Origin of the sequence: Burkholderia sp. Ac-20384, from assembly GCF_017104605.1 — a bacterium.
GTDB lineage: Bacteria > Pseudomonadota > Gammaproteobacteria > Burkholderiales > Burkholderiaceae > Burkholderia > Burkholderia lata.
Map to the genome: position 1 here is coordinate 1 of NZ_JAAGPE010000250.1, position 13628 is coordinate 13628.

General features: G+C 67.1%; 13 protein-coding genes and 5 pseudogenes. 11 read left to right on the plus strand and 7 right to left on the minus strand.

From position 1 onward, the window contains the following. The 4 genes and pseudogenes from G3O00_RS31880 to G3O00_RS31895 form a co-directional block, all read left to right on the plus strand. Positions 1 to 155 (plus strand): 4Fe-4S dicluster domain-containing protein (locus G3O00_RS31880; protein WP_146122926.1); only part of this gene is annotated, 155 nt, incomplete at its 5' end. Between the two features lie 48 nt (positions 156 to 203). Continuing rightward, positions 204 to 1397 (plus strand): beta-ketothiolase BktB, encoded by a 1194-nt coding sequence (gene bktB, locus G3O00_RS31885; RefSeq protein WP_174930034.1) that lies wholly within the window; start codon positions 204 to 206, stop codon positions 1395 to 1397. Positions 1398 to 1435: 38 nt separating this feature from the next. Continuing rightward, entirely contained in the window at positions 1436 to 2290 is an 855-nt protein-coding gene (locus tag G3O00_RS31890; protein ID WP_011349565.1) for a 3-hydroxybutyryl-CoA dehydrogenase, read from the plus strand. 267 nt (positions 2291 to 2557) lie between these two features. After that, positions 2558 to 2788 (plus strand): annotated as a pseudogene (locus tag G3O00_RS31895) (collagenase); the annotation flags it as partial. Positions 2789 to 2842: 54 nt separating this feature from the next. Here the strand turns inward: G3O00_RS31895 and G3O00_RS31900 are convergent. Further along, positions 2843 to 3208: pseudogene (locus G3O00_RS31900) on the minus strand (DDE-type integrase/transposase/recombinase); the annotation flags it as partial. 159 nt (positions 3209 to 3367) lie between these two features. On the opposite strand from G3O00_RS31900, the gene G3O00_RS31905 reads away from it, so the two are divergent. Both G3O00_RS31905 and G3O00_RS31910 read left to right on the plus strand, forming a co-directional pair. Next, entirely contained in the window at positions 3368 to 4126 is a 759-nt protein-coding gene (locus G3O00_RS31905) for a hypothetical protein (RefSeq protein ID WP_206145364.1), read from the plus strand. Positions 4127 to 4281: 155 nt separating this feature from the next. Further along, positions 4282 to 4623, plus strand: a pseudogene (locus G3O00_RS31910) (collagenase); the annotation flags it as partial. A gap of 137 nt (positions 4624 to 4760) precedes the next feature. On the opposite strand, the pseudogene G3O00_RS31915 reads toward G3O00_RS31910, so the two are convergent. After that, positions 4761 to 5279 (minus strand): annotated as a pseudogene (locus G3O00_RS31915) (LysR substrate-binding domain-containing protein); the annotation flags it as partial. Between G3O00_RS31915 and G3O00_RS43570 the strand changes: the two are divergent. Next, positions 5262 to 5417, plus strand: a pseudogene (locus G3O00_RS43570) (short-chain fatty acid transporter); the annotation flags it as partial. The pseudogenes G3O00_RS31915 and G3O00_RS43570 overlap by 18 nt on opposite strands. Before the next feature lie 90 nt (positions 5418 to 5507). Here the strand turns inward: G3O00_RS43570 and G3O00_RS31920 are convergent. Then, positions 5508 to 6182 carry a TetR family transcriptional regulator gene (locus G3O00_RS31920; RefSeq protein ID WP_174930036.1) on the minus strand — a complete coding sequence of 225 codons (675 nt, stop codon included), beginning with the start codon at positions 6180 to 6182 and terminating at the stop codon, positions 5508 to 5510. A gap of 94 nt (positions 6183 to 6276) precedes the next feature. Between G3O00_RS31920 and G3O00_RS31925 the strand changes: the two genes are divergently transcribed. Both G3O00_RS31925 and G3O00_RS31930 read left to right on the plus strand, forming a co-directional pair. After that, a complete protein-coding gene (locus G3O00_RS31925; RefSeq protein ID WP_206145365.1) occupies positions 6277 to 7107 on the plus strand; it encodes an NmrA family transcriptional regulator in 831 nt (276 codons plus the stop codon). Further along, positions 7104 to 7589: an anthrone oxygenase family protein gene (locus G3O00_RS31930; protein ID WP_206145366.1), complete on the plus strand. Its 486-nt coding sequence runs from the start codon at positions 7104 to 7106 to the stop codon at positions 7587 to 7589. Before G3O00_RS31925 ends, G3O00_RS31930 begins: the two co-directional genes overlap by 4 nt. Before the next feature lie 27 nt (positions 7590 to 7616). Here the strand turns inward: G3O00_RS31930 and G3O00_RS31935 are convergent, their stop codons facing one another. Next, a complete protein-coding gene (locus tag G3O00_RS31935) occupies positions 7617 to 8714 on the minus strand; it encodes a hypothetical protein (protein ID WP_206145367.1) in 1098 nt (365 codons plus the stop codon). A 44-nt stretch (positions 8715 to 8758) separates the two neighbouring features. Then, entirely contained in the window at positions 8759 to 9559 is an 801-nt protein-coding gene (locus G3O00_RS31940; protein ID WP_011349574.1) for a helix-turn-helix transcriptional regulator, read from the minus strand. 90 nt (positions 9560 to 9649) lie between these two features. Between G3O00_RS31940 and G3O00_RS31945 the strand changes: the two genes are divergently transcribed. Together G3O00_RS31945 and G3O00_RS31950 are read left to right on the plus strand one after the other, a co-directional pair. Continuing rightward, positions 9650 to 10558: a DMT family transporter gene (locus G3O00_RS31945; protein WP_206145368.1), complete on the plus strand. Its 909-nt coding sequence runs from the start codon at positions 9650 to 9652 to the stop codon at positions 10556 to 10558. A 26-nt stretch (positions 10559 to 10584) separates the two neighbouring features. Beyond that, the gene (locus G3O00_RS31950; RefSeq protein WP_206145371.1) at positions 10585 to 11532 is read left to right on the plus strand and encodes an ATP-binding protein; all 948 of its coding nucleotides are present in this window, start codon (positions 10585 to 10587) and stop codon (positions 11530 to 11532) included. Between the two features lie 8 nt (positions 11533 to 11540). Here the strand turns inward: G3O00_RS31950 and G3O00_RS31955 are convergent, their stop codons facing one another. Further along, a complete protein-coding gene (locus G3O00_RS31955) occupies positions 11541 to 12407 on the minus strand; it encodes a DUF2071 domain-containing protein (RefSeq protein WP_206145369.1) in 867 nt (288 codons plus the stop codon). Between the two features lie 47 nt (positions 12408 to 12454). Beyond that, positions 12455 to 13628, minus strand: a 1174-nt coding sequence (locus G3O00_RS31960; protein ID WP_206145370.1) for an efflux transporter outer membrane subunit, incomplete at its 5' end; no start/stop codon positions are given.

Below are 13628 nucleotides of genomic sequence, written 5' to 3' on the forward strand. Positions count from 1 at the left end.
ATGAATTCGTGAAGAACGACGACGGCAGCGATCGCCTGGTGATCAACGCGCAGAACTGCGTGCACTGCAAGACCTGCGACATCAAGGACCCGACGCAGAACATCGTGTGGGTCACGCCGGAAGGCGGTGGCGGGCCGAATTACCCGAACATGTAACGCAACGCATCCCCGCGCCCGCGGGCGCGAACGAACCGGAGTGAGACGATGAGCAATGCAGCGAAAGAAGTCGTGGTAGTGAGCGGTGTCCGTACCGCGATCGGTGATTTCGGCGGCAGCCTGAAGGATTTCTCGCCGACCGACCTCGGTGCGAAGGTGGTCGCCGAAGTGCTGTCGCGCGCGAATGTGCCGGGCGACGCAGTCGGGCATGTCGTGTTCGGCCACGTCGTGAACACCGAGCCGAAGGACATGTACCTCGCGCGCGTCGCGGCGATCAATGGCGGCGTGGCGCAGCACACGCCCGCGCTGACCGTGAACCGCCTGTGCGGTTCGGGCCTGCAGGCGATCGTGTCGGCCGCGCAGACGATCATGCTCGGCGACGCCGACATCGCGATCGGCGGCGGCTCGGAAAGCATGAGCCGCGCACCGTACACCGTGCCGGCCGCGCGCTTCGGCCAGCGCATGGGTGACGGCAAGCTCGTCGACATGATGCTCGGCGCGCTGCACGACCCGTTCCAGACGATTCACATGGGCGTGACGGCAGAAAACGTCGCGGCGAAGTACGGCATCTCGCGCGACGCGCAGGATGCGCTGGCGCTCGAATCGCATCGTCGCGCGGCGCGCGCGATCGCGGAAGGGCGCTTCAAGGACCAGATCCTGCCGATCTCGATCCGCACGAAGAAGGGCGAGGTTGCGTTCGACAGCGACGAGCACGTGCGTCACGACGCAAGCGCGGACGATTTCACGAAGCTGCGCCCGGTGTTCAAGAAGGAAGACGGCACCGTGACGGCCGGCAACGCGTCGGGCATCAACGATGCGGCCGCGGCCGTGCTGATGATGAGCGCGGACGCCGCGCGCGCGCAGGGCGTGAAGCCGCTCGCACGCCTCGTCGCGTACGCGCACGCGGGTGTCGATCCGGCGTACATGGGCATCGGCCCGGTGCCGGCCACGCAGAAAGCGCTCGAACGCGCGGGCCTGAAGATCAGCGATCTCGACGTGATCGAGGCGAACGAGGCGTTCGCGGCCCAGGCGTGCGCGGTCACGCAGGAGCTCGGCCTCGATCCGGCGAAGGTCAACCCGAACGGCTCGGGCATTTCGCTCGGTCACCCGATCGGTGCGACCGGCGCGCTGATCACGGTCAAGGCGCTGTACGAACTGAAGCGCATCGGCGGGCGTTACGCGCTCGTGACGATGTGTATCGGCGGCGGCCAGGGGATTGCTGCGATCTTCGAGAACATCTGATAATCGAACGCTCAGCACCCGAACACACAGGAAATTTCATGGCCATCGAAATTGTCGGCGTCGTGGGCGCCGGAACCATGGGCAACGGCATTGCGCAGACCGCCGCCGTTGCAGGACTCAACGTCGTGATGATCGACGTCAGTGACGCTGCGCTCGAGAAGGGCATCGCGACGCTGAAGGGCAGCCTCGACCGCCTCGTGTCGAAGGACAAGCTCGACGCCGCCACGCGCGATGCGGCGCTGGCGCGCATCACGACGTCGACCGACTACGCGAAGCTCGCAGCGGCCGATATCGTGATCGAAGCCGCGACCGAGAACGTCGAGCTGAAGGGGCGCATCCTGAAGCAGATCGAGGCCGTCGCGCGCGCCGAAGCGATCATCGCGACCAACACGTCGTCGATCTCGATCACCGCGCTCGCGGCGCCGCTCGCCGATCCGGCGCGCTTCGTCGGCATGCACTTCTTCAACCCGGTGCCGCTGATGCCGCTCGTCGAGATCATCCGCGGGCTGCAGACGAGCGACGCGACCGCGTCGGCGGTGCGCGAGCTGACCGAGCGTTTCGACAAGTCGCCGATCGGCGTGCGCAATTCGCCGGGCTTCGTCGTGAACCGGATTCTCGTGCCGATGATCAACGAGGCGTTCTTCGTGCTGGCAGAAGGCATCGCATCGGCGGAGGAGATCGACGCGGGGATGAAGCTCGGCGCGAACCACCCGATCGGGCCGCTCGCGCTGGCCGACCTCGTGGGCCTCGACGTGTGCCTCGCGGTGATGGACGTGTTCGTGAAGGACTTCGGCGATCCGAAGTATCGTGCATGCCCGCTGCTGCGCGAGATGGTGACGGCCGGGCGCCTCGGGCGGAAGACGGGGCGCGGGGTGTACGACTACAGCAAGTAAGCAGAAGGCTGGAAAGTCTTCAACGCGGGTGGTGAGTCGTGCCGGATGGTGTCGTTCATCCGGTGCGGTTCGCCACCCGCGTTTTTCATTTGGGGAAGTGGCTCGCCGAATGCAGTCCGCGGGTTGAATTATTTCGAAAATCGATTTTAATCGTTAAATAATTAAACCAATTAACGTGGATATATTTCACATCGATTAAATTGACGTTTCAATATGTAATTCTATATTTAGGTTGCCTAAAAACAATCGAGAGATAATAAAGTGGCAATAAACGAGGGGCTTCAAAAAAAACGCCGTTGGTCGGCCATCGTCGCGTGGTCGTTATTCGCAGGACTGACCGGCACCGCATCGGCCAATACCGAGCCGGCGCAGCCGACGCAACCCAGGCAGGCGCGCATGCCTCGCGTGCCGCAGAACCTGCCCGAGTCGCCCGTGCAGGCGCTGCACAACCTGCCGCTCAGCGAGCAGGATCGCGCGGCGCTGACCCGGCATTCGCCGGGCGCTGTCAACTTACCGGTAGTGAGACGAGGAGGTGGCGAAGGGGTGCGTCACTCAGAAAGCCGCCGACGGATTTTGGGTGAGTTCGGTGAATTCGTGCCACGTAACGAAACGGGCTTCGAGTTGTTTGCGATAAAGAGAGGCGTGCAGCAGATGTCGCTTGAGCCCAAAGTGCTGCCGGATCGGACCGAAGCTCGACAGAAAAGCTTGCGTTCGTTTCGGGTCACGGAACCCGCGCATGCGCCGCTCGCGCTCACGGGTAGGTTGATGACTATTCTCGGCCCGGTTATTCACGCGTGCAGCAGCATTGACGAACACGTATTTGACGCCGGCCAGCTCGGGGATCTCGGCCTTCGCGGCCGGATAGCTTCGTAATTGATCGGTGACGATCTTGCGCGGCACCGGGCACGAACGAAGCACACCGTGCAGATGTCGTTCGCCTATTCGCTTTCAAGGACGTGAAAAGCCGACGCGAATCGGCGGGGCGCGGTCGTCCGTTCGTCCGGACCACGGCGTCGCGGTTAGCGCCCGTCGGCAACGAGGGGCACGTGGTTTCCTCTCTCACTTCAGGATGGATACATGCAACGCAAAGCTTGGGTTATTGCAGTGGCGACGGCCGTTGCCGCGCTTTCCGCTCATGCACAGCAGGCGGACGGCGTCGCGCCCGCCACGGCTCAGGACGAGATCGTCAATTACCAGGCGGTCGGCAATGCCGCCGGCGTGACCAAGATCTATCGTTCGATCCGCACCACGGATCCCACCGATGCGCGCAGGACGGTCGTCGTCGAACAGGTGCTGAAGCAGGTCGCGCCGGGCCGCGTGAGCTTTGTGCGCGGCGAGCAGTCGGCCGAGGCGACGCGGCATCGGCAGCAGCAATGCGCGCAACGCGGCGCGGTCGATGTGACCGACGAGTCGGACGTGACGATCGACGAGCGGGTCCTCGATTTCGCGCTGTGCCGCAGCACCGCCCCGATGCCGGCCGAGGTCACCCGCGCCGCGAAGGCCGGCGGGACCGCGACCGCGAAGGCGATCGCCAACGACCAGGGCATCACGATCATCGTGCCGGGGATCCTGGCCCATGTCCTCCAATTCACCGATTTGCCGGTCCACCTGTGGGTATCGACGGCGCAGATCGGGAACGTGCCCATGTCGCTCAACTCCGAGCCGTTCGGTGTCGTCAACTTCACGGGCTATACGAACGGCGGGGTCGTGTTGTTCCAGCCGGTCTTTTCGGTTCGCGCCGTCAAGCTCGGCGAGTTCGCGATCAACGCACGCGCTTGCGGGCCCGGCATCGGTTGTTTCGCGGACTCGCGCGGCCGGATCAACGTGGTGCGTTAAGGATGGTCGGGGCCGGGGCCGTTGGGCCCCGTCTCCGACATGACGGCCGCGCGGCGCGACCGGCGTGGGCGTGTTCGTCGCGCTGCGTCCGAATGGCGGCGATCCGGCCGTGCGCGTATCCTGCGCGGCCAGATCGGAATCGGCGCGTGTGCCGGATCGAAGGCGTCGCCGAATATCTGTCGAGAAAGAACGACAACCAGGAGTCGATCGACGCGGTGCGCACCGGCGCATACCGGTTCTCGGACGTGCTCGGCACGCGTTACGCGTCGAGTGACTACGTTGCGCGCGCGTACCGGTGGGGCTACATGGCGACGCGTTTCATGTTCGAGCGCCATCGCGCGGACGTCGACACGATCGTGTCGCGCTTCCGGGCGGGCGATTACGACGGCTACGCAAACCATGTCGCGTTCATCGGCAATCGCTACGACACCGAGTTCGCCGACTGGGCGCGCAACGCGACCACGGCGGGCGAGCCGCCGGTGCCGGCGAAGCGCTGACCGGCACGGGCCGGCGCCGCGCGATCGGACGCCGGCCACCGATCGTCATACCCGCTCGGCCTGGGCGCTCCGCGCCGGGCTGCACGAATGGTGGCGCTGGCCCGATGTCGGTCACGCGCCGTCGGCATGGCGCGCGTCTATCGCGCGCTCTTCTTCCACGACCGAAACAGTTCCAGCAGCGCGCGACATGGCGTCGACGTTGCACCGCCCCGTCGCCATACCGCGCCGACGTCCATCGTCGGGACGGTCACACTCAGATTGCGGCGGCTGATCCGGTTTCCTTCCAGCGACCAGGGGCGATAAACCAGATCCGACAGGATCGTGACGCCTTGTCCAAGCGCCACGAGGCTTCTGACGGCCTCGATCGATTTGCTCTGCATCCAGACGTTCGGCGTGATGCCGTAGCTTCCCCAATACTTGCCGACGGTTCGCAGGTGCTCGTCCATGTCCAGGAGCAGGTAGTTTTCGCGCGCGACGTCCTCCAGCGTGACCCGATGCGCTTCCTGCAGCGGATGATCCGGATGGGTCCACAGCCGGCGAGGCGAGCGAAGCATCGTCTCGTATTTCAAGTCCCGAATCTCTGCCGTATTCGACACCAGGAGCAGTGCGATATCGAGGCGATCATCTACGAGCATGTCTTCGATCTGCTGCCGCTTCTCGGCGTGCTCGGGCTGCGTGCCCGCGACATCGTGGGATTCACGTTCACGCAGCTGGCGGTGCATCTTCCGCTGGTGATTTTCATGCTCTGGGCGCTTGCGAGCACGCTCAGCTACCATCCGCCAGTCATGCCGTGACACACGTCAGGCGTGTTTGCCGTTGGCGGATTGCGTATCCGGCAGACGCGGTGCGAAGTCGGTGCCGGCCGCGTGCTTCGTTTGACACGACTACGCGCCCAGCACCGACAGATCCCGCGGCAGCGCACGCTTGAACATCGCGAGGATCTGCTGCGCCGCCTTCGGCGGCAGCGTGATCGCATGGCGCACGGCCGCCGCGATCTGGATCATCATCAGCTCGGCGAACGCGCTCCGTTGCGCATGCGGCGTATCGGGCGCCACTTCGCCCAGCGCATCCGCGAACAACCCTGCCAGAAACTCCCCGTCCGCGCGGTCGAGTGCCTGCAGCGCGCGGTCGGCCTGCGTGGCTCGCCAGATGTCGCGCATCAGCGGCTCGTCGACGAACATCCGGTAGTAGCTGTCCGTGATGCGGGCGAGCGTGGCGTGGAGATCGTCGAGCGTCTTCATCGTCGCGAGGTCGCGCCGCACGCAGACGTGCCCGGCTTCGTTGTAGCGCTCCGCAAGCGTGCCGATCACGGCCGCCTTGTCCGGGAAGTATTGGTACAGCGAACCGAACGAGATGCCCGTGCGTTCGACGATGTCGCTCATCCGGAACGCGTCGCAGCCTTTCTCGATCATCACCTCCGACGCGCACGCGAGGATGCGCTCGAACCGCTCGCGGCTGCGCCGCTGCGTCGGCACCAGGCGTGCACGTGACGGCGCGTCTGCCGTGTCCGCGGCCGCGGCTCCGGGCCCGTCGTTCTGCCCCGATTTTTGTCGGCCCATGCCGCCTCCAGAAAAACTTGACGTTGCTAATGCGAGAGTCTATCGTGTTTTTGAAACGCGAGATATTCTCGCATTTTAGCCAAAGGAGACGGTCATGTCGGCACTTCCCACCCTCATCGTCGGCGGTTCGGGCAAGACGGGCGCCCGCGTCGATGCACGGCTGCGCGCGCGCGGCATCGAAACCCGGCCGGTGTCGCGCACGTCGGCCGTCCGCTTCGACTGGACGGCGCCCGAGACGTGGCCCGCCGCGCTCGACGGCGTATCGGCCGCGTACGTGACCTACCAGCCCGACCTGGCCGTCGAAGGCGCGGTGGATGCGATCGCCGCCTTTGCACGGCTTGCGCGGGAAAGCGGCGTCGAGCGCGTGGTGCTGCTGTCCGGACGCGGCGAGCCCCGCGCCCAGGCTGCCGAGGCGGCGTTGCAGGCGTCGGGTGTTGGCTGGGGCGTGGTGCGCGCAAGCTGGTTCAACCAGAACTTCTCCGAGGGCTACCTGATCGACGGCGTGCTGGCCGGGGAAGTCGCGCTGCCGGCCGGCGCGGTGCGCGAGCCGTTCGTCGATGCGGACGACATCGCGGACGTCGCCGTGGCCGCGCTCACCGATGCGCGCTTCGCGAACCGCGTGATCGAGGTCACGGGCCCGCGCGCGCTGACGTTTGCCGAGGCGGTCGGCGAGATCGCACGGGCCGCCGGCCGGCCGGTCGTCTATCGCGAGATTCCGGCCGATGCGTTCGTTGCCGGATTGCGCGAGGTCGGCGTGCCGGAGCCGGTCGTCGCGTTGCTCGACGATCTGTTCAGCGTGGTGCTCGACGGGCGCAACAGCGCGGTGACGCACGGCATCGAAGCGACACTCGGGCGGCCGGCACGCGATTTCGCCGACTATGCGCGCGCGACGGCCGCCACCGGCGTGTGGAGCGCACGATCATGATCGCGTTCGTGACCGCCGCATTGCTGTGGGGCTTGGCCATCGGCTGCGGGCTGATGGCTGGCGTGTATTTCGCGTTCTCGACGTTCGTGATGACGTCGCTCGGACGGATCGCGCCGCAGGCCGGCGTGGCCGCCATGAACGCGATCAACGTCGACATCGTGCGTTCGCCGTTCATGCCGCTGTTCCTCGTCACGACGCTGATGGCGCTTGCGCTGGTCGTGCTCGCGCTGTTCAATCGCGAGCAGCCGGGCGCGATGGTGGTGGTCGCGGGTGGCGCGCTGTACGTGTTCGGGATGTTCGCGGTGACGATGGCCGTCAACGTGCCGCTCAACGATGCGCTTGCCGCGGCCGATCCGTCGACCGCGCAGGGCGCGGCGCTGTGGACGCGCTACGTGCACGACTGGACGATGTGGAATCACGTGCGCACGGTGGCGTCGGCAGCCGCATGCGTGTTTTTCATCGCGGGGATTGCGGCGCGGTAGCGGCGCGCGTCATGCGGGGCGCGAGGCCTACCCGGGCAACCGGTATTCGGCGATCGTGGTGATATCGAATGCGATCAGCGAGCGGCGTACCGGATCGTGCCGTCGCGCGACGAAGCCGGGAAGCGTCCCGAGCGGCCCGCCCGAAGCAATGCTCCAGATCGTCGTGCCGCCGGGCGTCGCGACATACAGCGACGCGCCGTCGCTGAACAGGCCGCCGATTCGATCGGGTTCGGTCGCCATCGGGATGCGCCGGTCGTTCGATTGCACGGCTTCGGTCACATCCAGGATGCGCACGCCGGCGCCTTGCCCGGTTTCGGCGAATTCATCCTCGTCCCAGTCGGCGAGCCCCCAGTACGCGATATGCCGGTCGTCGATCCAGCAGGCCGGCGTGTCCCAGTCGTCGCGCTGGGTCAGGCTGACCACCGATTCGCCGTCTTCGCTTTCGAAGGGATTCGCGTCGAGCCATGTGTCGACCGACCATGCACGCGGGATCGAAACGGGTTGCCAGACCCATCCGTCATCGAACAGCCGGCTGCCGTCGGGGTTCGGCACCAGCCGGCCGTGGAAGTAGTCGAGATAGAGATCGGGCCGGTCGTCGTTGGTGTACGGCGCGATGTCGCGCGCGGTCAGCGCTGTGCCGGTCGCCGGGTCGGACGCATCGAGCCGGTTCCAGGCGGTGCGATGCACGAAGATCGTGCGGTCGCGATGGCGGAGGAAGCACGCGCTGAACGGGACGGTGTGCGGATAGTAGTCGCCGCCGTCGAGCTGCATCGTCGGGGCACCGGTGGCGACGTCGACGACGAGGCCGCGCTGCCCGTAGTCGGTCACGATCGCCGCGTACCGGCCGTCAGGCGACGCGTGCAGGCGATAGGCGGCGGTGTCGAACGCGGTGTGACCCGTCGGTGGCGGGAGTGGCGGTAACGAGACCGAACACGGCGTCGCGTGGCGCCCCGTATCAAGATCGACGCCATGCAGCGAACCGTCCGCCGTCAACACGAGCAGATGGCCGTAGTCGGCCTGAACGGGACAGGTATCGACGATCGGCGCGTGTTCCCACGCGAGCGTATTCACGGCAGGGGAGTCGTGTGTCGATGCAGACAAACGGTGCGGGATGTTCGTGTTCATGGGCGCGATTCTATCGCCCACGGCGGCCGTGCCACGCGCGAACCCTACGCGTAAAACGCCGACGGCGACACGCCGAAATGCCGCTTGAACATCGCGGAGAATGCGCTCTGGCTGCTGTAGCCATGATCCATCGCGACGGTCAGCACCTTCTCGCCATGCGCGAGTCGCTTGAGCGCGAGCAGCAGCCGCGCCTGTTCGCGCCAGCGGCGGAAGCTGAGCCCCGTCTCGCGCCGGAACGCGCGATGGAGCGTGCGGACCGACAGGCCGAGCAGGTCGGCCCACTCGGCGATCGTGCGCAGGTCGTCGGGCGCGGCGACGAGCGCGTCGCAGATCGTGCGCAGGCGCGGGTCGTGCGGCCACGGCAGGTACAGCGGCAGCAGCGGCGCCACCGTCACTTCGGCGAGCAGCAGGTGCATCAGATGGTCGTGGCGCGAGCCCGGCGCATAGTCGAGCGGCACGTCGACCGCGGCGAGGATCAGCTCGCGCAGCAGCGGATGCACTTCCACGACGCAGCTTCGCGCGGGCAGGTGCTCGACCGCGCCGGGCTCGACGAACACCGTGCGCATCTGCACGTCGCCGCTCATCTGCACCGTGTGGTCGAGACCGGCCTCGAGCCACACGCCGCGCGTCGGCGGCACGACCCACGACGCGCCTTCCGACTGCACGTGCATCACGCCCTCGATCGCATAGAGCAGCTGCGCGCGGCGATGCCGGTGCGGCGCGATCGACGTGCCGTGCGCGTACGTCGCCGCCATCGCCGAGACGGGCATCGGCGTCGATTCGAAGGGCAGGTGAGCGCCGGGCGGAGTGGACTCGAGTGTCCGATTGGCGACAAGTCGTGACATTTTGGCGTGAGACAGGCAGTTGGTCGGGCGGGCACGATGGCGTTCCCAACTACGCCAGACCCCTGTCAGGATATTAATCCGTCAAATGCGATGAACAAGTCCCCATTTCTGTTTCCCTTCTGCGCGATCGCGCTGTGGGCCGGCAACGTGGTCGTGTCGAAGCTGTCGGCATCGACGATCGACCCGTCGGCGATCACCTTCTACCGGCTGCTGCTCGCCGTTGCACTGATGAGCGTGTTCACGCTGCGCCCCGCGTGGCGCAATCGCGCGGCGCTCGTCGCGCACCTGCCGAAGCTCGCGGTGCTCGGCTTTCTCGCGATGGCGCTGTTCCAGAGCCTGTCCTACGAGGCAGCGAAAACGACCAGCGCGACCAACATGGCGATCATCACGGCGCTCGTGCCGCTGATGACGATGGCGCTCAGCTCGCTGCTGCTCGGCGATCCGCCCAGCGTAGGCATGGTCGGCGGCGGGGTGCTGTCGCTCGCGGGCGTCGTGTACCTGATCGCCGAGGGGCATCCGACGACGATCGCCGCGCGCGGCGTGCATACGGGCGACCTGCTGATGCTGGCCGCGTCGGCTGCGTATGCGCTGTACGGCGTGCTGCTCAAGCGCTGGCGCATCGGTGCGCTGCCGGCATGGCAGTCGACCTACGTGCAGGCGCTCGCCGCGCTCGTGTTCATGGTGCCGATGCTGCTGCGCCTGCCCGCGCAGGCGGCGTGGCCGACGCGCGCGAGCGTGCCGCTGATCCTGTATGCCGGTGTGCTGGCGTCGGTGGTGCTGCCGTATCTGTGGATGCAGGGCGTGCGGCTGCTCGGCCCGAGCCGCTGCGCGATGTTCATGAACCTGCTGCCGGTGATGACGGCCGGCGGCGCGATCGTGCTGCTCGGTGAATCGCTGAAGCTGTATCACCTGATCGGCGGCGGCGTGGCGCTCGTCGGCGTCGCGATCGCGCAGCGGTTTCCGTTTCAGGCGAGCGCATCGCAAGGAGTGCGGCAATGAGCGGCGATCGCGACATGCAGAACCTGATGGCCGCGCTGCCGGATGCGCGTGCAGCCGTCGATGGCCCGGCGCTCGCGCACCAGCTCGAACGCATCGCGACCGCGCTCGAAGCGCTGGCGGGCACCGGCCAACCGGCGCCGGTCGATTTCGATGCGGCTGTCGCATTCCGCTGGCGCGGCTTCGACGGCGGGCCACGGTCGGCGCCGCTCGAACCGGTCGCGACGCCCGCGCTCATCGCGTTCGATGCGCTGCGCAACGTCGAGCGCCAGGTGGCGATCGTCGAACGGAACACGCGGCAGTTCGTGCGCGGGTTCGCGGCGAATCACGTGCTGCTGACCGGTGCGCGGGGAACCGGGAAGTCGTCGATCGTGAAGGCGTGCCTGCACGCGTTCGCGCCGCACGGGCTGCGGCTGATCGAGGTCGGCAAGGAGCAGTTGAGCGATCTGCCGGCGATCGTCGAGCTGGTGCGGGCGCGGCCCGAGCGGTACATCGTGTTCTGCGACGACCTGTCGTTCGAGGCGGGCGAGACCGGCTACAAGGAACTGAAGACGGTGCTCGACGGCTCGGTCGCGAGCGACCTGTCGAACGTGCTCGTGTACGCGACGTCCAATCGCCGCCACCTGATGCCCGAGCAGGCGAGCGACAACGCGAACGTGTCGCGTGCGGAGAACGGCGAGCTGCACCCGGGCGACGCGGTGGAGGAGAAGATCTCGTTGTCCGAGCGCTTCGGGATCTGGGTGACGTTCTACGGGTTCACGCAGGATGCGTATCTGGCTGTTGTCGAAAGCCGGCTGGGTGAAGCCGGGTTCGATGCGGAGCGGATTCGCGCGGCGCGCGAACCGGCGCTGCAGTGGGCGCTGGAACGCGGCGCGCGGTCGGGGCGGATTGCCGTGCAGTTCGTGCGGGATTACATCGGGCGGATGGCGGACGAAAGCGACGCGGATGAAAACGCACGCGAGTTGCGCACGGGTTGAGCAGGGCGCTACAGCACCCGCTCCGACAACACCCTGAACGCGACATCCGGCACGACGAAGCACATCGGTTCGCCGGTCGCGCCGATGCGCGCGAGGAACTCGCCGCCACCGACCGGCTCGACCGGTTTCAGCGGCCGAACCGCGTCGATATCGATCGGCAGGTCGATCGACGCATGCGCGAGGCGGCCGCAGTCCGCGACATGCGCGACGGCCGCGTGCTGCAGCGACAGGTAAGCGACGGCGTCGCGCCAGCTTCCGAAGAACGGCGCGAACGCCTCGGGTAGCGAGTAGTCGTCCGACACCGCTGCGGCACAGTGAAAATCGGGCGCGCTCCCGCTACCGCCCGACAACAGCGTTCGATAACGTCCGTCCTGCACGGCATGCGTAAATCGCTCGGCAAGATGCGACGGCAGCGCATCGCTGAAGAGCCGGCTGCCGAGCGCATAGAGCGGGTGATCGAATACGTTCTTCACGAACAGCACCGTGCGATCGGCCGGCACGCCGCCCGGCAGCGCATCGACATAAAGCCGCCAGTTGCTCTGCAGCGGCGACGGGAACACGCGTCGCAGCGGGCCCGCGATACGCGGGCCGAAATGACGGTGCGCGTAGGTGAGGATCGTGAACGGCGTGCGGCCATCGCGGCTTGCGAGCGTGACGCCGCGCGGTACCAGATGCGCGACCGCGGCAACATCGACGAGCCACGTGCAGTACACGACGTTCTCGACCTCGCTCGCGAGCTGCAGGAACGGCAGCCGCGACAGCAGCGCGCGACGTGTGCGCAGCAGCGGGCGGCTCGCGACGAGCCGGTTGGCGAGGCGGCCGATGGGGCCGGCGGAAGGGTAAACGAAGGCGTTGTCCTGGAGCATGAGCGGCATTGTGCCGATGTCGCGCAGCGGGCGGAAGAGGCGAGGCCGCGCGTTGATCATTCGGCATCCCTTTTTCGGCTCCCCGTCTGCGCGATCGTGCCGTGGTCCGGCACCATCGTCGCATCCGTGTGCCCTGTGTTCGCGCCGGGCGCGAAGCGCGTCTCCCAGCCGCCGCCGAGCGCCTTGCACAGCGTGACGAGATGCATCGCCGCCTCGGCCTCGCTGGTCTCCTGCAGGCCTTGCGCGTCGAACAATTGCCGCTGGGCGTTGAGTACGTCGAGATAGTCGGCCGCGCCGGACCGGTACTGTTGCTGCGCAATCGCGAGTGCACGCTGGTTCAGCGCCACGATCGCGACGAGTCGTTCGTGGCGCTGCTGTTCGGCGTGATAGATCACCAGCGCATCGTCCACCTCGCGCCAGGCCTCGAGCACGGTGTGCTGATAGGCGATCGCGGCTTCCTGCTGCTGTGCCCGGCGCAGGTTCAGCATGCCGGTCAGGCGCCCGCCCTCGAAGATCGGCAGCGAGATCGACGGCCCGACCACGAACTGGCCCGACGCCCAACTGGCGAGACTCGAGAGCTGGAGGCTCTGGAAACCTGCACTGCCGTTCAGCGTGATGCGCGGATAGAAGTCGGCCCGCGCCACGCCGATGGCAGCGGTCGCCGCATGCAGCTGCGCCTCGGCCTGACGAATGTCGGGCCGGCGTTGGGCAAGGTCGGACGGAAAGCCGATCGGCACGCTTGCCGGGAGCCCGGGCACCGCATGCGGTGCGTCGAGGATCGGATCCAGCGCGCCGGGCGGTTGCGCGAGCAGCACGCCGATTGCATTGGCGCGTGTCGCGCGGCGCGATTCCAGCATCGGCAACCGGCTCTCGATCGAGGCCACCTGCGCAGCCGCATTGGCCACGTCGAGGTCGGTCGTCACGCCGTCCTGACGGCGAATGCGCACGAGTTTCTCCAGATCGCGTGCGATGGCGAGGTTCTGCCGGGCGATCCTCAACTGGGCCTGCGCGTCGCGCAGTTCGAGGTAGTCGCGTGCGAGTTCCGCGCGGGCCGACAGCAGGACCGCGTTGCGCGCTTCGTACGAGGCCCGGGTCAGCGCATCGGCCGCTTCGACGCCGCGCCGCACGCGCCCCCAGAGGTCGAGTTCCCACGACGCATCGAAGCCGGCCTGGTAGAGGTTGTAGGCCGGCGAGCCCGACGAGCCGGGCGCGGCGGCCACGCCGAACGGC